The sequence below is a fragment of the Micromonospora sp. NPDC005203 genome (genome assembly GCF_042872705.1).
In the GTDB taxonomy this organism is placed as follows: Bacteria; Actinomycetota; Actinomycetes; order Mycobacteriales; family Micromonosporaceae; genus Micromonospora.
This window is the reverse complement of sequence record NZ_JBIAKV010000011.1, coordinates 1-21,320: the sequence shown is the minus strand read 5'-3', so window position 1 is coordinate 21,320 and position 21,320 is coordinate 1. Positions and strand designations below refer to the sequence as shown.

The following is a 21,320-nucleotide window of genomic DNA, read 5'->3' as shown; positions in this document are numbered from 1 at the left end:
CATCGCCGCCATCCGAGCCGATTCCCGCTCACGCCGCCCCGCCCCGCAGCCGGGCGGTGATCGCGTCGGCCGGGACCGGGGCGCCAAAGTATCGGCCCTGCCCGGTGTCGCAGCGCAGCGCCCGTAGCCGTTCGGCCTGCACCCCGGTCTCGACCGCCTCGGCGGTGACCCACAGCTCCAGGGCGTGCGCCAACCGGACCAACGCGTCGACGATCCGTTCGTCGCGGTGGTCGGCCACGACGTCGGTCCCGTCGGCGCGGATGCCCTCCACGAACGGGCCGGCGAGTTTCAGCGAGTGGATCGGCAATCGCCGCAGGTACGCGAGGTTCGAGTAACCGGTGCCGAAGTCGTCCACGGCCAGCCGGACGCCGAGCGCGGCGAGCCGGTACAGGCTGCGCAGGGGCTCACCGGCGCTGCCCATCACGGCGCTCTCGGTCAGCTCCAGCTGGAGCAGGTCGGCAGGCAGCCCGGTGCTGTGCAGCGCGTCGGCAACCGTGTCCACGATCGCCGGGTCGTCGGCCTGCCGTGCGGCCAGGTTGACGCTGACCACCAGCCGGGCGTCGGGGAACTCCCGCCGCCACCGCTCGGCGTCATGACAGGCCCGCCGCAGCACCCACTCGCCGAGCCGGACGATGAGGCCGGTCTCCTCGGCCAGGCCGATGAACCGGTCCGGGCCGATCAGGCCCAACTCCGGGTGCTCCCACCGGACCAACGCCTCCACCGCGAGCATGGTGCCCTCCAGCAGCGACACGATCGGCTGGTAGTGCAGCACGAACTCGCCCCGGTCCAGAGCGGCGGGCAGCCCGGCGACGAGTGCCGACCGCGCGATGTCCCGGGCACTGCGCTCCGGGTCGTAGACCGCCCAGCGGCCCCGGCCCGCCCCCTTGGCCCAGTAGAGCGTGGTGTCCGCCGCCTTCATCAGCTCGGACGCGGTGGTCTCCGCCGCCGGGCACTGGACGATGCCCACGCTGGCCGACACGGTCAGCTGGTGGTCGCCGACGTGCACCGGGGCCGCAACGGCGGCCAACGCGGACTCCGCGACGGCAACCGCGTCGTCGATGTCGTCTCCGCCGTCGACCAGGATCACGAACTCGTCGCCACCCATCCGGGCGACCAGGTGGCCATGGTCGGCCACGCACGCGGCCAGCCTGCGGGCGATCATCACCAGCAGCCGGTCGCCGAGGTCGTGGCCGAGGCTGTCGTTGATCGCCTTGAAGCCGTCCAGGTCGAGGAAGCACACCCCGACCCGCCGCCCGGCGCCCGCGGCGTCGAGGACCCGGCCCAGCGTCTCGAAGAACAACGTCCGGTTGGGCAGTCCAGTCAGCGGGTCGTGCAGCGCCTGGAAGCGTAGCCGCTGCTGGAGTTCGTACCGCTGGGTGATGTCCTCGACCATCGCGACGGTGAACCGGGGACGCCCGTCGCCGTGCCGGATCAGCGACACGGCCAGATCCGTCCAGACCACGCTGCCGTCCTTGCGGTGATAGCGCTTCTCCACCCGGGCGCTGTCGTGCTTGCCGTCGATCAGCTCCTCGTACAGCTCCCACATCCCGGCGGCGTCGTCGGGGTGAAACAGCGCCGCCACGTTGCTGCCGCGCAACTCCCCGATCGAGTAGCCGAGCATGTCGGCGAACGCCTGGTTGACATCGATGATCTGGCCGTCCACACCGGCGATGCCGATGCCGATCGCGGCGCCGCTGAAGACCGCCCGGAAACGGGCCTCGCTGTCGCGCAGTGCCTGCTCGACCCGGTCACGTGCCTGCCAGGCGGAGCGGGCGATCTGCTCCTGCTGGCTGAAGGTGCGGTCGCGCAGCGCGCGTGCGAACCCGGCCGCCAGTCCGCCCTGTAGCGCGGCGATCCGCTCGGCCAGGTTCGCCGGCCGGTCGTCGGTGGGGAGCACGCGGCCCGGGAAGTCCGTACCGAGGGCGCGCAGCGTCCAGTCCAGGGCCTGCGGTGCGGTGAGGTGCGCCTCGACAAGCGCCCGGCCGACCTCCTCCGCCGGGTCGGCACTGAACGGTTCCGCCCGGAGCGCCCGCGCCAGCCGGATCGTGTGCGCCAGCAGCAGCCGCTCGGTCTCGGCCACGCTGAGTGGCACGAAACCGAGACGGCGGATCGCGCGGGCCCAGTCGGCGGCGTACCCCTGGGCTTCGGCCCGGCCGACAGGATCCGGGGCGGCGGTCATGTCGATCAGCCGGCGGGCTGGTCGTACCGGGCGACGCCGCCGAAGGCGCCGAACCGCTCCGGGCGCTCGTCCACGTCGGACGGTGAGTCCGGGCGCCAGAGCGGCATGTGCACCACACCCGGCTCCAGGACGGTCCAGTCGCCGAAGAAGCCGGTGACCTGCGCGCGGGAGCGCAGGGTGATCTCCGTGGCGGTACGGGCGGAGAGGCGCTGGGCGTCCAGCATCTCCTGTGGCTGGTCCTCGAAGGTGGAGTGCGAGACGACCAGGAAGCTGCCCGGCGCGGCGGCGGCCCGCAGGGCGGCCAGGATCTCCTCGGGCCGGTCGCCGTCCGGGATGAAGTGCACCACCCCGGCCAGCAGGATGCCCATCGGCCGGTTGAAGTCGATCAGCCCGAGCTGCCGGGTCTCGGCGAGGATCCGCTCCGGCTCGCGCAGGTCGGCGTGGATGACCCCGGTCAGCTCGTTGCCGGCGAGCAGTTCCCGGCTGTGCGCAACGGCCACCGGGTCGATGTCGACGTACACCACACGGGCTTTCGGGTTGACCCCCTGGGCCACCTCGTGCACGTTGCCCACGGTGGGAATTCCGGAGCCGATGTCGAGGAACTGGTCGATGCCGGCGTCGAGCAGCACCCGGACGGCCCGGCGCAGGAACTCCCGGCCGGCGCGCATGGTGGCGGCGAGATTCGGGGTCATGCTGGCGATCTGCTCGGCCAGTTGCCTGTCGATCTCGAAGTTGTGCGCCCCGCCCAGGAAATAGTCGTACACCCGGGCCGCGCTCGGCCTGGTCAGATCGATCTCGGTCGGCAGTCCATCCGGCATCAGCGTGCTCCCCAACTCATCGCCGCGGCGCGGGACGGCACCGGCGTCGACGGGCGTGCGCGAGCACCGGCCGACCCGCGGGTCGTGTGGTGTGCACCACTCTAGGCGGCTGACTCCAGCATCAGCGAGATGCCTTGGCCGACGCCGATGCACATGGTGGCCAGAGCCCGGCGGCCACCGCGGCGGCGCAGCTCCAACGCGGCCGTCAGCGCCAGCCGCGCGCCGCTGGCGCCGAGCGGGTGTCCCAGTGCGATGGCCCCACCGTTCGGGTTGACGTGGTCGGCGTCCACGGGCAGACCCAACTCCCGCAGCACCGCCACGGACTGCGCGGCGAACGCCTCGTTCAGCTCCACCACGTCCACCGCGCCCATCTCGACGCCGACGCGGTCGAGCAGCTTGCGGGTGGCCGGCACCGGGCCGATCCCCATGATCCGGGGCGGCACGCCGGCCGCCGCCGCACCGACGATCCGGGCCAGCGGGGTGAGGCCGTACCGGGACACCGCCGCCTCGCTGGCCACCAGCAGCGCGACCGCGCCGTCGTTGACGCCCGAGGAGTTGCCCGCGGTGACCGTGCCGCCGTCGCGGAACGGGGTGGGCAGCGCCGCCAACTTCGCAAGCGTGGTCTCCCGGGGGTGCTCGTCGACCTCGACCAGCCGGGTTTCGCGCCGACCGGCCGGCACGGACACCGCGACGATCTCCTCGGCGAACCGGCCGTCGACCTGCGCCCTGGCCGCGCGCTGCTGCGAGCGGTACGCGAAGGCGTCCTGCTCGGCCCGGCTGACGCCGTACTCGGCGGCCACGTTCTCCGCCGTCTCCGGCATCGAGTCGACCCCCCACCCGTCGCGCATCTTCGGGTTGACCAGCCGCCAGCCCAGGGTGGTGTCGTACACCTCGGCCGAGCGGGAGTACGCCGACGTCGCCTTGGGCATGACGAACGGCGCCCGGCTCATGCTCTCCACCCCACCGGCGATCATCAACTCGGCGTCGCCGGCGATGATGGCCCGGGCGGCGGTGGCGAGGGCGTCCAGGCCCGAGCCGCAGAGCCGGTTGACGGTGCTGCCCGGCACCTCCTCGGGCAGGCCGGCGAGCAGCGCCGCCATCCGGGCCACGTTGCGGTTGTCCTCGCCGGCCTGGTTGGCGCAGCCGAGCACGACGTCGTCCACTCGCGCCCAGTCCACCGACGGGTGCCGGGCGACCAGTTCACGGATCACGTGCGCGGCCAGGTCGTCGGGACGGACGGCGGCCAGCGCGCCCGCGTACCGGCCGATCGGGGTGCGGACACCGGCCACCAGGTATGCCACGGTCATCGCGAGTCCTTCGGGGTGCAGACGGCGGGGGTGGGGCACGCCCACCGGGTCGCGGGGGCTGCCGGCCGCCAGGATATCCGCGCGGGCAACGGATAGGTTGACGGCATGGCCCGGGCCCAGTTCAGCGCAGAGACCAGCGGCGGCGGCGCGTTCGTCCGCCAACCCAACCGGTTCACCGGTCGGGTCACCGCCGACTCGACCTCCCCGCCCGGCGGCGGCCCGGACGAGCAGGACCGCTGGCCCCTGGAGGCCGGCCGCTACCGGCTAATCTGGTGCCGGGCCTGCCCGTGGGCGCACCGGGCGAGGATCGTGCGGGGCCTGCTCGGGCTGGACGAGGCGATCTCGCTGGGCACCGTCGACCCGATCCGCGACGAACGGGGCTGGGCTTTCGCCCTCGACCCGGACGGCTTCGACCCGGTCCTCGGCGTGAGTTTCCTCTCCGAGGCGTACCTGGCCACCGACCCGGACTACACCGGCCGGGTGACCGTGCCGGCGCTGGTCGACACCCGGACCGGCCGGGTGGTCACCAACGACTACCCGCAGCTCACCCTCGACTTCTCCACCGAGTGGCGGTCGCTGCACGCGCCCGACGCACCGGACCTGTACCCGGTCGCGCTGCGCCCCGAGATGGACGCGCTGATGGCGGAGATCCACACCGACGTCAACAACGGCGTCTACCGGTGCGGGTTCGCCACCTCCCAGGAGGCGTACGACGAGGCGTTCCGGACACTCTTCGCCCGGCTGGACGCGCTCTCCGAGCGGTTGGCCGGGCAGCGGTACCTGATGGGTGACGCGATCACCGAGGCGGACGTGCGGCTGTTCACGACGCTTGTCCGCTTCGACGCCGCGTACCACGGGCACTTCAAGTGCAACCGGCAGAAGCTGACCGAGATGCCGGTCCTGTGGGCGTACGCCCGGGACCTGTTCCAGACCCCCGGCTTCGGCGAGACGGTCGACTTCGACCACATCAAGCGGCACTACTACGGCACCCACCGGGAGATCAACCCCGGTGGCATCGTGCCGCTCGGGCCGGACGAGTCGGGCTGGCACACGCCACACGGGCGTGGCTGAGCCGGGTCGTTCCGGCACCACGTCCGCGCCGAGGGTCGGCGCGGACGTCGCCCGTCGGGCCGCCGGTTCCGCTGCGGCGGGTTGCGCGCTGGGCGGTGCGGTGGCGGTGACGGTCGCCGTGGTCGCCGGTCCCGGTCCCGGTCTCACCGGGTACGTCAGCGAGGCCGGCATCGCCGGCAGTGGACACGCCGCGACGTACCGGATCGGGGTCCTCGCCCTGGCCGCCGCGTTGCTGTTGCTCGGTGCCGCGCTGCCTCCCGGGGTGTGGGCGGCGGCGCCGGCGCTGCTCGCCACCGGTGCCGTGTTCACGGCGGTGTCCGGGGCGGTGACCTGCTCCGCCGGCTGTCCGTTGCCGCCGTTCGAGCGAGCCACGACCGCTGATCTGGTGCACGGCGGAGCGAGCATCGCGGCCACCGCGTCGGTGGTCTTCGCGATGCTCGCGCTCGCCGTGTCCGGGTCGGCTGCCCCGGCGGTGCGTCGACTGGCCGGCGTGACCGCCGCGCTGGCCCTGCCGCTCTGCGCGACGGTCGGGCTGGCCATGCTCGTCGTCGGCCGGGGCGCGGTGGTGGGTGTGCTGGAGCGGCTGGTTCTGGTGCTGCTGGCCGCCTGGGGTCTCGCCACCGCCACCGTACTGGCCCTGAAGCACCGACAGGCGAGCTCCCTGTAAGGATCCTCACGTCGACCGCTCCTTGCGACACCCGACCAGCGGCGTACTCTCGCCTAGCAATGACCAATGTCTGGGGCCTCACTGTCCGCCTGTATGTCGATCTCCGACTACAGGCCAGTGGCATCTGTCCGGGCTAGCTGCGTTTCCACGCCTGCCCCCGATCAGACCGGACAATTGGATAGATTCCTCATGCCCTTCAGCCTGCGCAAGATTCCCTTCTCCGTGCAGATCCTGCTCGGCCTCGTGCTCGGCGTCGCGCTGGGCTTCCTGGCCCGCGCCAACGACCTGAGCTGGCTGACCAGCACCCTGCACACCGTCGGTGGCCTCTTCATCCAGCTGCTCAAGCTGGCCGTACCGCCGCTGGTCTTCACCGCCATCGTGGTCAGCGTGGTCAGCCTGCGCGGTGTGGCCAACGCCGCGCGGCTCGCGCTCAAGACCCTGATGTGGTTCGGCATCACCGCGCTGATCGCGGTGAGCATCGGCATCGGCATCGGCCTGCTCACCAACCCGGGTAAGGGCGTGTCCCTCGACGTGGGTGGCGCGACACCGCCGAAGAACACCGGCTCGTGGACCGACTTCCTCACCGGCATCGTGCCCACCAACCCGGTCGGCGCGTTCGTCGAGGGCAACGTCCTGCAGATCGTCTTCCTCGCCCTGGTCGTGGGTGCGGCGGCCCTGCTGGTCGGCGACGCCGCCGAACCGTTCGTCGCGCTGAACCGCTCCCTGCTGGAGATCGTCCAGAAGGCGCTCTGGTGGGTCATCCGCCTCGCCCCGATCGGCACCCTCGGCCTGATCGGCAACGCCGTCGCCTCGTACGGCTGGGACCTGCTGGCCCCCCTCGCGAAGTTCACCACCGCCGTCTACGTCGGCTGCGCCATCGTGCTGTTCGTGGTCTACCCGCTGGTGCTGATCCTCGCCGGCCGCCTCAACCCGCTGCGCTTCTTCGCCGGCGCCTGGCCGGCGATCGAGCTGGCCTTCGTGTCCCGCTCCTCGGTCGGCACCATGCCGGTGACGCAGCGCTCCGTCGAGCGGCTCGGCGTGCCCCGCGAGTACGCCTCGTTCGCGGTGCCCTTCGGCGCCACCACGAAGATGGACGGTTGCGCCGCCATCTACCCCGCACTCGCCGCGATCTTCGTGGCCCAGGTCTTCGGTGTGCACCTCGGCGTCACCGACTACCTGCTGATCGCCTTCGTCTCGGTGGTCGGCTCGGCGGCCACCGCCGGCCTGACCGGCGCGATCGTGATGCTCACCCTGACCCTCAGCACGCTGGGCCTGCCGCTGGCGGGCGCCGGACTGCTGCTGGCCATCGACCCGATCCTGGACATGATCCGCACCGCCACCAACGTGGCCGGGCAGGCCCTGGTGCCGACCGTGGTCGCCGCCCGCGAGGGCACCCTCGACCGGGCCGCGTACGAGTCCGCCGGTCGTCGCGACCTGATCGACCCGGAGCCGGTCGCGGAGACCCGGCCCGAGCTGACTCCAGTTCCCGCCTGACCAGAGCACACCGACGACGACAGGCCCTCCCCCGGGGGGCCTGTCGCCGTCTCGGAGAGGATGGCCCCATGAGTTCCCTGTTCACTCCCCTGGCGTTGCGCGCCGTCACCCTGCCCAACCGGGTCGCCATGGCGCCGATGTGCCAGTACTCTGCCGGCCCGGACGGTCTGCCGACCGACTGGCACCTGATCCACCTGGGCAGCCGCGCGGTCGGCGGCGCCGGGCTGGTGCTGACCGAGGCGACCGCCGTGCTCCCCGAGGGCCGGATCAGCCCGCAGGACACCGGGCTGTGGTCCGGCGCGCACGTCGACGCGTGGCGACCGGTGACCGCGTTCGTCGCCGCCCACGGCGCGGTGCCGGCCGTGCAGCTCGCGCACGCCGGCTTCAAGGCCTCCACCTACCGGCCGTGGGCGCCGGAGCGCGGCGGGGTGCCGGACGCCGAGGGCGGCTGGACGCCCACCGCGCCCGGCTCGGAGCCGTTCACCGCCGGCTACCGGACGCCGACCGCCCTCGACGAGGCCGGCATCACCGGCGTGGTCGAGGCGTTCGCGACGGCCGCCGAACGCGCGCTGGCCGCCGGCTTCGCGGCCGTGGAGATCCACGCCGCGCACGGTTACCTGCTCAACGAGTTCCTCTCGCCGCTGACCAACCACCGCACCGACGGCTACGGCGGCGACCGGGCCGCCCGGATGCGACTCACCCTGGAGGTGGCCCGCGCGGTACGCGCCGCGGTCGGCGAGGACGTGCCGGTGCTGACCCGCATCTCCGCCACCGACTGGGTCGAGAGCGGTTGGACGATCGAGGACAGCGTGGTGCTCGCCGGTGAACTGGCCGGCGTCGGCGTCGACCTGGTCGACGCCTCCTCCGGTGGCGTCAGCACGGACCAGCGCATCCCGCTCGGCCCCGGCTACCAGGTGCCGCTGGCCGCCCAGATCCGCCGCGAGGCCGGCGTTCCCACCGGCGCGGTGGGCCTGATCGTCGAGCCCGAGCACGCCGAGCAGATCATCGCGGGCGGCGAGGCCGACCTGGTGCTGCTCGGCCGGGAGTTGCTGCGCGACCCGTACTGGCCGCGCCGGGCCGCCGCCAAGCTCGGTGTCGCCTACTCCGGGCCGCCGCAGTACGCCCGCGCCTGATCCCCGCCGCCTCGGACGGCTGCCGGGACCGGCAGCCGTCCGAGGCGGTCAGCCCGCCAGGTGCGACCAGTTCCCCTCCAGGTCCTGCCAGCTGCCCTGCGCCGCCACGGTGCCACCGATCAGCACCACCACGTGGTCGGCGCGGACCAGCGCGGCGCGCTTCGCGGTCGAGCCGACCACCGTCACCCCGTGTCCGCGCAACGCCTGCCACAACGCCAACTCGGTGGTGACGTCCAGCGCCGACGACACGTCGTCGGCGACCAACAGTTCGGTACGCGGCGCCAGCGCCCGGGCCAGCGCCAACCGCTGCAACTGCCCGCCGGAGAGCCGGGTGCCCTTGTGCCCGATGAGCAGACCCAGCCCACCGCCGGCGGCGGCCAGGTCGTGGTCGAGCTGGGCGGTGCTGACCGCGCCGGCCGCGTCCACCTGGTGTCCGAGCGCGATGTTGTCCGCGACCGTGCCGGACAGCACCCGGGGCAACTGGCCGACGTAGCCGACCTGGTTGGGGCGCAGGAACAGCTCCGGCTCGGTGACCGGGTCACCGTTCCAGGCCAGCTCCCCGGTGTGGTGCACGATCCCGGCCAGCCCTCGCAGCAGCGAGGACTTGCCCGACCCCACCGGCCCGACGACAAGCACCAACTGCCCCCGCCGCACGGTCAGGTCCACGTCGCGGACGGCCACCGTGCCGTCGGAGTGCACCACCCCGAAACCGCGCAACTCCAACCGTCGCAGCGGATGTCGCGGCGCGGGTGTCGGCGCGGGCGCCGTCCCGGCCGCCAGGTCGACCGCGGCAACCCCCGCGGAGTACGTACTCACCCCGGTCATCGCCACCGTGCGCCGCGTCCAGACCCGCGCCGACGGTAGCTGGGAGATCAACGACGCGGTGGTCCAGGCGAACCAGCGTGCCGCGCCCAACGTGGAGACGGCCACCAGCACCGCCCCGGCGGAGAGCGAGCCGCTCAGGTAGAGCGCCCACGCGCCGATCGGCAACAGCCCACTGGCCATCGACGGCGTGGAACGCGCCCACACCTGCACCGAGATCTCCCGCCGCTGCCGGTCGCTGCGCAGCACGTCCAGACCCGCCAGGTGGCGCAGCACCGCCGTGGTCGCGCCGGCGAGCTTCACCGTCCGCGCCGCGGAGAGCGCGGAGACCAGAGCCGTGGCGAAGGAGGCCCGCGCCGCCACCGTCGCCTGGGCCGCACGTTCGAGTTTCGGCCCGAACAGCGTCGCGGCCAGCCCGGAGACCACCATCGTGCCGAGGAAGAACAGCCCCGGTACGACGCTGCCGGTGACCGCCGTCATGGCGACCACCAGGCCCAGCGCGACGGCTTGGTCCAGCACGTTGTCGGCGAGCTGGACCACCCGCTCGGTGTCGCCGCCCTGCGCCACGACCTCCGCCGGGGTGTGCGAGCTGACCCGGCGCGGCCCGGTCTGACCGTGCACCAGGCGCAGGCCGATCCGCAGCATCTGCCGCACCCACCACTGCGGGAACCAGACGTGGGTGTAGAACGGCAGCGGCAGGGTGATCAGCAGCCCGGCCACGATCCCGACCGCCGGCAGGTACGGGTTGCCGGTCCCGTCGACCAGGTCGGCCCAGAGCCAGGGCAGCACCGGGCCGTCCAGCCCCAGCAGGCTGAGCCCGAGGAACAACCCGATCGCGGCCAGCCCGTACCGGGGATCGTTGGTGCAGAGCCGGAAGATCTCCCGCAGTGTCCGGGCCGGTGGCCCGGGCGGCAGCGGCGGCGGGTCGGCCCGCGTCGGCCCGACCTGCGCGGCCGGCGTGACCTGCTCGATCTGACCGGCGATCGACCCGGCCTTCGGGACGGCACCGGTCGTCGGCGGTTCGCTCGGCCAGGCATCGGCCGGATCGGGGCCGACCAGCAGGTCGGTGCCCGCGCCGGCACGGCCCATCGGTGCCACCGCGGCGTACGCGGCGGCGTGACTGGTCGCCAGCAGCTCGGCGAAACGCGTCGACGTCTCCAGTGGGCCGGACTCGACCACCGCGCCGTCGGCCAGCACCACCACCTCGTCACAGCGGCGCACGGAGGAGAGCCGGTGCGCGATGACGATGCCGATCCGGTCGCGCAGCAGTCGTTCGGTGGCCCGCTGCACCCGCGCCTCGGTCACCGGATCCAGACGCGCGGTGGCCTCGTCGAGGATCACCACATGCGGGTCACGGACCAGGATCCGGGCGAACGCCACCAGCTGCTCCTGGCCCGCGGAGAGCACGTGCCCGCCCTCCCCGAGCCGGGTCGCCAACCCGTCCGGCAACTCGGCGATCCAGCCGGCCAGGCCCAACTCGTCAAGCGCCTTCGCCGCGGCGTCGAGCAGCTCCGGGTCGTAGAGCGCCACGTTTTCCGCGAGAGTGCCGGCCAGGATCTCGGTGCGCTGCGGCACCAGCGCCACCCAGCGGCGCAGCTGCTCGACGTCGAGGTCGCAGAGGTCGGTGCCACCGAGGAAGACCGTGCCCGACGGCACGTCGACCGCCCTGGTGAGCACCTTCGCCAGCGTCGACTTGCCCGAACCGGTCCGCCCGATGAGCGCGTACGAGCGTCCGCGCGCGAAGGTGAGGCTGAGCCCGCGCAACGCGGCCCCCCGGCCGCCCTCGGGGCCACTCACCTCGTACTCGAAGGTCAGGTCGCGGATGCGGAGGTCACCCTCGGTCGGGCTGGCGCCGCCGACGGGCTCCTGCCGGGCCCTGTGCAGCAGGCGCACCCGCGCCCATGCGCCCAGCGCCTCCTGGATCTCCGGCACCATGCGGCTGACGTGTTCCGCGGTGGCCCCGAAGGCCAGGGCGAGCAGCCAGATGGCGGTGAGCCGGGCGGCGTCGATCCGGCCGGTGGCCAACGCCCAGGCCCCGCCGAGCACCACCGCGCCGATGCCGCCGCGGATCGTCGCGGTGGCGGCCGCGGCCACCCGGGCGGACAACACCCAGACCAGGCTGCCCCGGGACAACACGGCGGCGGCCCGCCGGGCGTAGAGCCGCAGCACGTACGGCCGGGCCAGGCTGGTGCGTACGTCGTCCTGGCCGTGCACCGCCTCCTCCATCACGGCGGCCAGGTCGGACCACGCCTCCTCCTCGCGCATGCGGGCCGGGGCGATCCGCGCCGTGGGCCGCCGTAGGCCGGCGGCGAGCAGCACCGTGAGCAGCAGCATCGCGACTCCGGCCGGCCACCACACGGCCACCGCCACGATCATCGACAACAGGCCGACGCAGAGTCCCTGGGCGAGCCGGGTGCCCTGGTTTCGGATCGCCGAAGCCACCTGGTAGACGTCCCCGTCGATCCGGTCGAGCAGCTCACCCACCGGGGTGGTCTCCAGGGTGGGCAGGTCCTGCCCGAGCGCGACCCGGCAGAGCCGGCGGCGTACGTCGGCGGACCAGTCCGCGGTCACGCCGGCCATCAGCAGGCTCACCGCGAGGTCGCTGAGCACCACCGCGACCAGCGCCGCGGCCAGCACGGCGAAGAAACCGGACGACCGGTGCACCAGGACCGCACCGGCCAGCGCCGAAGCGCCCGCCTGGCCGGCGGCGCCGAGCACGATCAGGACGGCCACGACCGTCATCCGACGTGCCGAGGTGCCCCACAGATCACGGAGCAGGCGCATGGAAGTCCTCCGGACGTGGGGTGGCGGAGACTTCAGCCTGGCGGCGACGACGCCCAGATTCAACCGAATTTCCGGCCCTGAACAGGGCGTCAGGCTTAGCCGGATAATGATCGACACAGCTTCCGTGAAGTCGGGGTGTCAGTCCGTCCCGGATGGCGCGATTTCCGTGCAGACGAGTGGATCATGCCCAGCCAGGCTGGTTCGTACCGCCCAGGTGGGCGTTTTGGGTGATTTGTCGGGCCTGACCGCCCGGTGGTTGTGACCGGACGCACCCGCAGGTCGGAATGGTGGCCGGGCCGGGGTCGTTACACACCCTGACGATCGCAGGACCACCGGTCAGCACCCCGGCCCGCCGGGTTGACCTAACGGGGTTGGAATGCCGACCCACGCCGGATCGTTGAAGCCCTCTGGAAGCGACCGCACGAGCACCCTGTCCCGTCGGGTGCCAACGGATGGGCCGACCCCGGAATGATCCCGGCCCCCGGTCGTTACACCTGGACCCGGCGCCCGAGCCCTCGCTCGCCGGCAGCCGATGGCCCCGAGCCCTCGGGCTTCGGGTGCCGACCTCCCAAGACGTTTCCCCGCACAACGCAGCGCCGGACGAGGTGCTCACACCCTGCCGCCGTGTCCCCCCTTGGTGGTGGGGTGTCCTACCCCCGAAGGAGCTACCCCCATGAACACGATCATGCGTAAGAGCGTCCTGTCCGTTGCTGGTCTCGCCTTCGCCGGTGGTGTGTTCGCCGGTCCGATCGCCGCCCACGCCGCTACGCCGGTGGACGCCAAGCCGGTCGCGGTGGCGGTGCAGGCGGACAAGCCCGACGTCAGCAAGCTGATCCCGCACGGCACGCAGGGCGACCAGTCGCACATCGACCTCAACGACGAGAAGACCGCCAACGCCAAGGCGATCATCGCCGCCACGAAGAAGGCCGGCCTGCCCGAGCGCGCCGCGGTCATCTCGATCGCGACGAGCCTGCAGGAGTCGAAGCTGGAGAACCTGGGCCACCTCGGCGACATGAACGACCACGACTCGCTGGGCCTGTTCCAGCAGCGCCCGTCCTCGGGTTGGGGCACCCCGGAGCAGATCACCGACCCGGCCTACTCGACGACCGCGTTCCTCAAGGGCCTGCGTCAGGTTGACGGCTGGCAGGACATGCCCCTGACCGAGGCCGCGCAGACCGTGCAGGTGTCGGCCTACCCGGACGCGTACGCGCAGTGGGAGCAGCAGGCCGCCGACCTGGTTGGCCAGTACTGGAACAGCTGACACCCGCACCACCGCAGCACACCGACCGCTGGCCGGCACCCCGCAACCCCGGGGGTGCCGGCCAGCGGCGGTTTCCGCCTGTTGGGTGCGAGCGGGTAAGCGGTGAGGTGCCCGACGGCACGCGGCCCGACGGCAACGGCGGCATGCAGCCGGGCGGCACGGGGCGGCATGCAGCCCGGCGGCACGGGGCGGCATGCAGCCCGGCGGCACGCGGCATGCAGCCCGGGCGCACGCGGCAGGGGTCAGAAGAGGACGGTGGCGAGGGTGCCGATCGGCTGGAAGCCGCAGCGCTCGTAGACCCGGCGGGCCGGGAGGTTGAAGTCGTTGACGTACAGGCTGACCGTGGGGGCGACCCGCAGCAGCGCGTCGCGGACCACGGCTGCCATGGCGGCCGTCGCGATCCCCCGGCCCCGCCACTCCGGTGCCACCCAGACGCCCTGGACCTGCGCTGTCCGCTTGGTGACGACGGCCAACTCGGCCTTGAACACGACCCTGCCGTCGACGAAGCGGGCGTACGCCCGACCGGCCCGGACCAGGTCGTTGACCCGTCGGCGGTAGCTGCGCCCGGCGTCCTCGGCCAGCGGGGAGACGCCGACCTCCTCGGTGTACATGGCCACCGCGGCTGGGAAGAGCCGATCGACCTCGCCGGAGCGGACCTGGCGGACCTCCGGGTCGGCTGGTACGGATGGCAGGGTGTCGGTGGCCAGTAGTGGCTGGTTGGGGCGGACGTCCCGCGCTGGCCCCCAGGTGTCCGAGAGCCGGTCCCACAGCCCGAGCACCGCATCGGCTCGACCGACGATGGAGGAGCAGAGCCGCTCCTCGCCGGCGAGGAGGTCGGCGAAGGCGGCCACCGCGGCGTCGGTCGCCAACACCGGCGTGAGGTTGCCACCGAGCCAGCACAGCGATTCGAGGTTGCGGCGCGCGCCGTACCCCAGGATTCTGCCCTCGGCCCGCCACCAGGAGAGCCCGCGCGCGGCAATCCGCTCGGCGACCTGCGCGCCCGCGAACGGGTCATGGTCGAGTAGACGCTCGACCGCGCGGCGCTCCGATTCCCCCAGTTGGCGTACCGGCACCGTCAGCACGCCTACCAGCCTGCCAGATCGACCCCCCGCTCCGCCGGTCGAGTGGCAAGGCCGGCAGCGGCTCGGCCGGCCCGAGGGTCGGGCGGGTCCGCCCGGCCCACCGTACGACCGGGAGCACAGTGCCCAGACCAGGATAGAAGTGCATCAACCGGAGCGGAGTGCCACAGCTCCCTGCTCGGGTGGGCGAGCACCCCCACGGCGAGCGGCCCACGGCGAGCAGCCCCACGGCGAGCACCCCCACGGCGAGCAGGCACCGCGCCAGTCGCCCGGGGACTTGTCGACGATGCATTGCCGATATATCGTTGATGCATCAGCGATAGTCCTACGGAAGGAAGAACCCGATGCGGTTCCACCGACAGCACCACCAGATGCACGAGGCCCGGATGCGGGGATTCGGCTTCCCGCCGATCCCGCCCGGTCCGCACGAGCACGGACACGGCGGCCCCTGGGGCGGTCGAGGCCGTGGCCGGGGTCGGGGCCGACGCCCCAACGTCCGAGCTGCCGTGCTGGCTCTGCTCACCGAGCGGCCGATGCACGGCTACGAGATGATCCAGGAGATCGACTCCCGCACCGGCGGTGCGTGGCGGCCGAGTCCGGGCTCGATCTACCCCACCCTCCAACTGCTGGAGGACGAGGGTGTGATCGTCGCCAGTACGGAGGAGTCCGGTGGCGGGCGGAAGCGGTTCACGGTCACCGAGGCCGGTCAGGCCGAGGCCACCGAGGCGGCGCAGACCCCGGCGTGGGCGGACGTCGCCCAGGGCACCGTGACCAGTTGGCACGACATCCGCGACTCCGGCGCGCAGGCGATGAACGCCCTGCGTCAGGTGATGATGAACGGCACCGACGACCAGCGTGAGCGGGCCGCCCAGGTGCTCGACGAGACCCGGCGCAAGCTGTACGCGATCCTCGCCGAATCCGAGTGAGCCGGGGCGCGCGGCAAGCGCCACCCACAAGCGACGAAAGCGGCCGTCTCCCCGAGGGGAGGCGGCCGCTTTCGGCAGGCAGCGGAGATCAGTGCACGGTCACGGTCGGGCCGGTCACCAGCCCCCGCAGTTCCTCGGGAAGCTCGGCGCCCATCTCGTCGGCGATCCGCAGCGCCTCCTCGATCAGCGTCTCCACGATCTGCGCCTCGGGGACGGTCTTGACGACCTTGCCCTTGACGAAGATCTGGCCCTTGCCGTTGCCGGAGGCGACGCCCAGGTCGGCCTCGCGGGCCTCACCCGGACCGTTGACGACGCAGCCCATCACGGCGACCCGCAGCGGCACCGGCAGCCCTTCCAGGCCGGCGGTGACCTCCTCGGCGAGCTTGTAGACGTCCACCTGGGCGCGACCGCAGGACGGGCACGAGACGATCTCCAGGCCCCGCTCACGCAGACCCAGCGACTCCAGGATCTGGTTGCCGACCTTGATCTCCTCCACCGGCGGGGCGGACAGCGACACGCGGATGGTGTCGCCGATCCCCTCGGCGAGTAGGGCGCCGAAGGCGACCGCCGACTTGATGGTGCCCTGGAAGGACGGGCCAGCCTCGGTGACACCGAGGTGCAGCGGGTAGTCGCACTGCTCGGCGAGCTGCCGGTACGCGCGGATCATCACGACCGGGTCGTTGTGCTTGACCGAGATCTTGATGTCGCGGAAACCGTGCTCCTCGAACAGCGAGCACTCCCACAGCGCCGACTCGACGAGCGCCTCGGCGGTGGCCTTGCCGTACTTGCTCAGCAGTCGCTTGTCCAGCGACCCGGCGTTGACGCCGATCCGGATCGGCACGCCCGCCGCGCCCGCGGCGCGAGCGATCTCCTTGACCTTGTCGTCGAACTGCCGGATGTTGCCCGGGTTGACCCGGACGGCCGCGCAGCCGGCATCGATCGCGGCGAAGACGTACTTGGGTTGGAAGTGGATGTCGGCGATCACCGGGATCTGGGACTTCTTGGCGATCGCGGGCAACGCCTCGACGTCGTCCTGCGAGGGCACAGCCACCCGGACGATCTGGCAACCGGACGCGGTCAGCTCGGCGATCTGCTGAAGCGTGGCGTTGATGTCGGAGGTGAGGGTCGTGGTCATCGACTGCACCGACACCGGCGCACCGCCACCGACCGGCACCGAACCGACCATGATCTGGCGGCTGGCCCGGCGGGGAGCCAGTGGCGGGGGCGGCACGGCGGGCATACCGAGACTGATAGCTGTCACTTCAGGCACTCACCTTGAGAAGAGCGTGATGGGGTTGACGACGTCCGCGGCGATGGTCAGCAGCGTGAACGCGCCACCGATCAGGATCACCACGTACGTGAAGGGCATCAGTTTGAGGTAGTCCACCCGGCCGGGGTCGGTCCGGCCGATCCGCGCGTAGACCCACGAGCGGGCCCGTTCGAACCAGGCGATGGCGATGTGGCCGCCGTCCACCGGGAGCAGCGGCAGCAGGTTGAACACGCCGATGAAGAAGTTCAGCGACACGAAGAGCATGAAGAAGACCAGCCAGGCGTTGTTCTCCACCGCCTCGCCGCCGAGCCGGCTGGCGCCGACCACGCTGATCGGGGTGTCGATGTCGCGTTCGCCGCCGGTGAGCGCGGTCCACAGCGCGGGGACCTTCTGGGGGAGGCGTTGCAGCGCCTGTGCGGTGCCCACGGCCAGGTCACCGGTGAAGTCGGCGGTCGCGCCGAAGGCTCCGACCGGCCCGTACGTCACCCGGGTCGGGGTGCTGGGGACGAGCCCGACGCCGAGCGCGGCCACCGGCACGGCGGCACCGGTCGGGTCGTCCAGCGGCGGGCGCTGGGTCTGCGCGAGCGTCGTGCTGGTGCTGCCCGGCTGCCCGTCGCGGACGTACTGGATCTGCGCGGCCTCTCCTGGCTTGAGCGCGCGCAGGGTGGTGAGCAGGTCGCCGTAGTTGCCGATCGCGGTGCCGTTGATCGAGGTGATCCGGTCACCGTTGCGCAGTTGCGCCTGGGCCGCCGGGCTGGCCGCGTCGGTGGAGGTGCACGCCCGCACCGCGTTCTCCGGCACCACGCACTGGCTGAGCTGGATCACGGCGGGCTCCTTGCGGGCCTCCGTGTCGGTGGTGGGAAAGTCCGGGTTGGGCAGGCCGGCGGAGACGGCGAGGATCCAGATGGTGACCAGGGCGAGCGCGAAGTGCGTGATCGAGCCGGCGGCCATCACGATCGTGCGCTTCCAGACCGGGTAGCGCCACATCACCCGCGGCTCGTCGCCCGGCTCGACGTCGTCGTCCTGCGGGGTCATCCCGACGATCTTGCAGAAGCCGCCGAGCGGGATGCCCTTGAGGCCGTACTCGGTCTCACCCCGCCGGAACGACCAGATGGTGGGGCCGAATCCGACGAAGTACTTGGTGACCTTCATCCCGAACATCTTGGCGGTCAGCAGGTGCCCCGCCTCGTGCAGACTCACCGAGACGAGGATGGCCAGGGCGAAGAGGACCACCCCGAGCAGGTACGACATCAAGCTCCTTCCACCGAACCCGCGATGATCTCCTGCGCGTGCGCGCGTGCCCACGACTCAGCCGCGAGCACGTCCTCGACGGTACCTGGTTCGTCGAAGTCCGGAGCGTCCTCCAACACGCGTTCCAGGGTGTCGACGATGCCGAGGAACGGCAGTCGGCCCGCCACGAACGCCGCCACGCACTCCTCGTTCGCCGCGTTGTAGATCGCCGGGCGGCAGCGGCCGGCCTCCCCGGCGGCCTTGGCCAGCGCGACGGCCGGGAACGCCTCGTCGTCGAGCGGCGCGAACTCCCAGCTGTGCGCGGCCGTCCAGTCGACCGCCGTGGCCGCCTCGGGCACCCGGTCCGGCCAGCCGATGCCGAGCGCGATGGGCAGCCGCATGTCGGGTGGGCTGGCCTGGGCGATCGTCGACCCGTCGACGAACTCGACCATCGAGTGGATCACCGATTGCGGGTGCACCATCACGGTGATGTCGGCGTACGGCACGTCGAACAGCTCGTGCGCCTCGATCACCTCAAGCGCCTTGTTGACCATGGTCGCCGAGTTGATCGTGACGACCGGCCCCATGTTCCACGTCGGGTGGGCCAGCGCCTGCTCCGGTGTGACCTGCGTCAACTCGTCGCGCCGCTGTCCCCGGAACGGGCCGCCGCTGGCCGTGACGATCAACCGGCGCACCTCGCCGCGCGTCCCGCTGCGCAGGCACTGGGCCAGCGCCGAGTGCTCCGAGTCGACCGGCACGATCTGCCCCGGCCGCGTCACCGCCCCCCTGACCAGGGGGCCGCCGGCCACGAGCGACTCCTTGTTGGCCAACGCGAGGGTACGACCACACCGCAGCGTGGCCAGCGCAGGAGCGAGGCCCAGCGAGCCGACCACCCCGTTGAGCACGATGTCGCACGGCCACTGGGCCAACTCGGTCATGGCGTCCGGCCCGGCCACGATCTTGGGAAGCTTGAAGTCGCCGGTGGCCCAGCCGCGCCGGCTCGCCTCGGCGTAGAACGCGAGTTGCAGATCCTGCGCGGCGGACGCCTTGGCCACCCCGACCGCCTCGACGCCCAACTCCAGGGCCTGCGCGGCGAGCAGCTCGACGTTGCCGCCACCCGCACCCACCGCGACCACCCGGAACCGGTCCGGGTTACGCCGGACGATGTCGATGGCCTGGGTGCCGATCGAACCGGTGGACCCGAGCAGGACGAGGTCGCGGGGGGAAGTCACGCGGCCATTCTCCCCCACCGTCACTGAACACCCGCTGGGAGCCTCAACCCTCCCCCTCCGCCGCTTCCACCCCGCCCGGCGCCGCGCGCCGATGATCGACTCGCCTTCAAGGAAGTCGCGCTATCCGCGGCACCCGGACGGCCCGACCTCAACGAAAGCGTGTCGATCAAGCGTTGTCGTCAGAGGAGTCGCTGGTGATTGAGTCCGGGGGTGCCTCCTCGCCGAGCAGGTCGGCCGGATCGATGGAGAACTCGAACGGCTCCCGCATGACGAAGCGCGTCCCGGCCGCAGCGGCAGCCACCGGCCGGTACTCCCCCTCGGTCAGCTCGTACAGCGCGATGGTGGGCACCCGATTGCGCAGGTCTACCCGGAGGAAGAAGGGCACGCCGGCGGCGGCGTACTCACGCGGGCGGTCGATGATGTCCTTGCGTCGGTTTACGGGGGAGACAATCTCCCCGAGAAGCACGGCGTGCCCGATGTCCATCGTCGTTCGACCGCCGCCAGGAGCATCGAGAACGACGATGTCCGGAATGAAGAGATCCCCGCTCGAGACGATGTTCGTCTCTAGATAGAGCCACAGCTTCGCGCGACGGGCCGCCTGCTTGAGAAGGTAGGCGAGATCCAGCTCCGCGTCCTGATGGTCGTACCCGGCATGTGGTGTCACGATCACGCTTCCGCTCAGGACCTCAACCTTGGGGCCGTTGGTGTCCGGCAACAGGTCGAGGGCGAGCTGCGCGGTCCACGGCTCGTCGTGCCACCGCAGCACGTCGAACGACGGCTCGGTGTGCTGCGGCGCCGGCTCCGGCGCGAACGCCGCCTGGGCCATCCGGGCTCACCCCCTCAGCGGACCATCCTGCTCAGGTCAGCCTAGCCACCGCAGCCCCAGTTAGGCGTCATCGCACACCCAGTCCGAGACCCAAGTGACTGCCGGTCATCCGCACCGCTCCTGATCAATGGGCCCGGGTAACACGACCGCAGGGCGACCAACCCGAACTTCGTGCAGATCTTGGAGGGAAATCGCCCCTCCAGGGGCCGAAATCTTCCAAGATCTCTGGCGACGAGTTGGCGCTAGCCGCTCAGCTGCGGATGTTTGACTGCTGTGTGCGGGTTGACGCGATGAAGGCGGCCCAGACCGAGGGGGTGAAGGTCAGCGTTGGCCCCTGCCGGTCCTTGCTGTCGCGTACGGCGACCGCGTCGGCGAACCCCGCCACCTCGACGCAGTTGCCCTCGCCGCCGGACCGGGTCGACGTACGCCAGACTCCGTCACGCACCATCGGTCATCTCCTTTGCTATCGCCGCGATCAGCTCACGGGACTCGTCGGCGCTCAGCGTCCGCTCGCCGAGGGAGCGCCACGCGTCCTCGTAGATCTCGATCTCGTGGGTCTTGTCAAGGTAGACCGCGCCGCACGGCCCGTCATATAGATCGTGGTCGGCTCCGGCTCGCGCACGTCGGACGGGAAGTCGAGCATGGTGAAGGTGCCGGCCTGCGCCCAGCGCACCAGGCCGGCGTCGAGCGGCAGCACCCGGATGCCGATGTTGTGCTGCCGTGACGACACCAGCAGCGATTCCAGTTGTCGGGCCATCGCCGCCCGATCGCGCAGCGGCCGGCGCAGCACCGCCTCGCTCAGGATGACGTCGAGGCGCGGAGCGCGCGGTATCGCCCGAGCCAGCAGGCGTTGGCGGCGCAGCCGCACGTCGACCTGCGCCGGACGCCCTGGCCGTGGCGCTGCGTGACTCGCTCGGCCACCTCGCCGTTGCCGACTTCGGCGAGATCACGCTGAGCGAGGAGGACGCGCAGTTCCTGCGTACCCGAGTGTTCTGTGACGCCCGGGTCGACCACGCCGGCCGCTGCCGGCGGCCCGACGCCCACGACGGACCCTGCGCGGCGACGCCCGACGATGGTCGACTCGGGTTTACGGAAGTCGGGGTGTCCGCGGCATGCGGACACCCCGAGCCAACAAAAAGACATGGGTCACGTGGGGTGTAGAAAAACGAAAGCAGCCGGGTGGTAATTGTTTGTGGCGGGCGCGAGCGTAGTTGTAGAGTG

The 21,320-nt window shown here is 71.9% G+C and carries 16 protein-coding genes and 1 pseudogene; 6 read left to right on the top strand and 11 right to left on the bottom strand.

Translation table 11 applies throughout. The features are described 5' to 3' along the window. Positions 1-28 precede the first annotated feature (28 nt). The 3 genes from ACFYPM_RS22850 to pcaF all read right to left on the bottom strand — a co-directional run bounded on the left by ACFYPM_RS22850 (position 29) and on the right by pcaF (position 4,304). Positions 29-2,179, bottom strand: coding sequence for a putative bifunctional diguanylate cyclase/phosphodiesterase (locus tag ACFYPM_RS22850; RefSeq protein ID WP_387200300.1), 2,151 nt, complete (start codon positions 2,177-2,179; stop codon positions 29-31). A gap of 5 nt (positions 2,180-2,184) precedes the next feature. Beyond that, positions 2,185-2,997, bottom strand: a complete 813-nt coding sequence (locus ACFYPM_RS22845) for an SAM-dependent methyltransferase (protein ID WP_387200297.1) — start codon at positions 2,995-2,997, stop codon at positions 2,185-2,187. A 101-nt stretch (positions 2,998-3,098) separates the two neighbouring features. Continuing rightward, on the bottom strand, positions 3,099-4,304 hold the full coding sequence (gene pcaF / locus ACFYPM_RS22840; protein ID WP_387200294.1) for a 3-oxoadipyl-CoA thiolase: 1,206 nt from the start codon (positions 4,302-4,304) through the stop codon (positions 3,099-3,101). A gap of 105 nt (positions 4,305-4,409) precedes the next feature. Between pcaF and ACFYPM_RS22835 the strand changes: the two genes are divergently transcribed. From ACFYPM_RS22835 to ACFYPM_RS22820, 4 genes are all read left to right on the top strand, one after another. Continuing rightward, a complete protein-coding gene (locus tag ACFYPM_RS22835; protein WP_387200291.1) occupies positions 4,410-5,375 on the top strand; it encodes a glutathione S-transferase family protein in 966 nt (321 codons plus the stop codon). Beyond that, positions 5,368-6,042: a DUF998 domain-containing protein gene (locus ACFYPM_RS22830; protein ID WP_387200288.1), complete on the top strand. Its 675-nt coding sequence runs from the start codon at positions 5,368-5,370 to the stop codon at positions 6,040-6,042. The genes ACFYPM_RS22835 and ACFYPM_RS22830 overlap by 8 nt, the downstream gene beginning before the upstream one ends. A 201-nt stretch (positions 6,043-6,243) precedes the next feature. Further along, entirely contained in the window at positions 6,244-7,536 is a 1,293-nt protein-coding gene (locus tag ACFYPM_RS22825; RefSeq protein WP_387200743.1) for a dicarboxylate/amino acid:cation symporter, read from the top strand. A 68-nt stretch (positions 7,537-7,604) separates the two neighbouring features. Continuing rightward, positions 7,605-8,669, top strand: a complete 1,065-nt coding sequence (locus tag ACFYPM_RS22820; protein WP_387200285.1) for an NADH:flavin oxidoreductase/NADH oxidase — start codon at positions 7,605-7,607, stop codon at positions 8,667-8,669. 48 nt (positions 8,670-8,717) lie between these two features. Here ACFYPM_RS22820 and ACFYPM_RS22815 read toward each other — a convergent pair whose 3' ends face one another. Next, the gene (locus tag ACFYPM_RS22815) at positions 8,718-12,275 is read right to left on the bottom strand and encodes an ATP-binding cassette domain-containing protein (RefSeq protein ID WP_387200282.1); all 3,558 of its coding nucleotides are present in this window, start codon (positions 12,273-12,275) and stop codon (positions 8,718-8,720) included. 673 nt (positions 12,276-12,948) lie between these two features. On the opposite strand from ACFYPM_RS22815, the gene ACFYPM_RS22810 reads away from it, so the two are divergent. Continuing rightward, on the top strand, positions 12,949-13,536 hold the full coding sequence (locus ACFYPM_RS22810) for a hypothetical protein (protein WP_387200279.1): 588 nt from the start codon (positions 12,949-12,951) through the stop codon (positions 13,534-13,536). Positions 13,537-13,778: 242 nt separating this feature from the next. Here the strand turns inward: ACFYPM_RS22810 and ACFYPM_RS22805 are convergent, their stop codons facing one another. Further along, entirely contained in the window at positions 13,779-14,618 is an 840-nt protein-coding gene (locus ACFYPM_RS22805) for a GNAT family N-acetyltransferase (protein WP_387200276.1), read from the bottom strand. A gap of 341 nt (positions 14,619-14,959) precedes the next feature. Between ACFYPM_RS22805 and ACFYPM_RS22800 the strand changes: the two genes are divergently transcribed. Continuing rightward, positions 14,960-15,541: a PadR family transcriptional regulator gene (locus ACFYPM_RS22800; protein ID WP_387200273.1), complete on the top strand. Its 582-nt coding sequence runs from the start codon at positions 14,960-14,962 to the stop codon at positions 15,539-15,541. Positions 15,542-15,629: 88 nt separating this feature from the next. On the opposite strand, the gene ispG is transcribed toward ACFYPM_RS22800, so the two are convergent. The 6 genes and pseudogenes from ispG to ACFYPM_RS22770 form a co-directional block, all read right to left on the bottom strand. After that, the gene (gene ispG / locus ACFYPM_RS22795; RefSeq protein WP_357247209.1) at positions 15,630-16,802 is read right to left on the bottom strand and encodes a flavodoxin-dependent (E)-4-hydroxy-3-methylbut-2-enyl-diphosphate synthase; all 1,173 of its coding nucleotides are present in this window, start codon (positions 16,800-16,802) and stop codon (positions 15,630-15,632) included. 9 nt (positions 16,803-16,811) lie between these two features. Further along, positions 16,812-18,062 carry a M50 family metallopeptidase gene (locus tag ACFYPM_RS22790; protein WP_387200270.1) on the bottom strand — a complete coding sequence of 417 codons (1,251 nt, stop codon included), beginning with the start codon at positions 18,060-18,062 and terminating at the stop codon, positions 16,812-16,814. After that, positions 18,062-19,273 (bottom strand): 1-deoxy-D-xylulose-5-phosphate reductoisomerase, encoded by a 1,212-nt coding sequence (gene dxr, locus ACFYPM_RS22785; RefSeq protein WP_387200267.1) that lies wholly within the window; start codon positions 19,271-19,273, stop codon positions 18,062-18,064. The genes ACFYPM_RS22790 and dxr overlap by 1 nt, the downstream gene beginning before the upstream one ends. A 166-nt stretch (positions 19,274-19,439) precedes the next feature. Further along, on the bottom strand, positions 19,440-20,099 hold the full coding sequence (locus tag ACFYPM_RS22780) for a Uma2 family endonuclease (protein WP_387200264.1): 660 nt from the start codon (positions 20,097-20,099) through the stop codon (positions 19,440-19,442). A 250-nt stretch (positions 20,100-20,349) separates the two neighbouring features. After that, positions 20,350-20,547, bottom strand: a complete 198-nt coding sequence (locus ACFYPM_RS22775) for a DUF397 domain-containing protein (RefSeq protein ID WP_387200261.1) — start codon at positions 20,545-20,547, stop codon at positions 20,350-20,352. Beyond that, positions 20,537-20,985 (bottom strand): annotated as a pseudogene (locus tag ACFYPM_RS22770) (Scr1 family TA system antitoxin-like transcriptional regulator); the annotation flags it as partial. The gene ACFYPM_RS22775 and the pseudogene ACFYPM_RS22770, both read right to left, overlap by 11 nt. Positions 20,986-21,320: the final 335 nt, after the last annotated feature.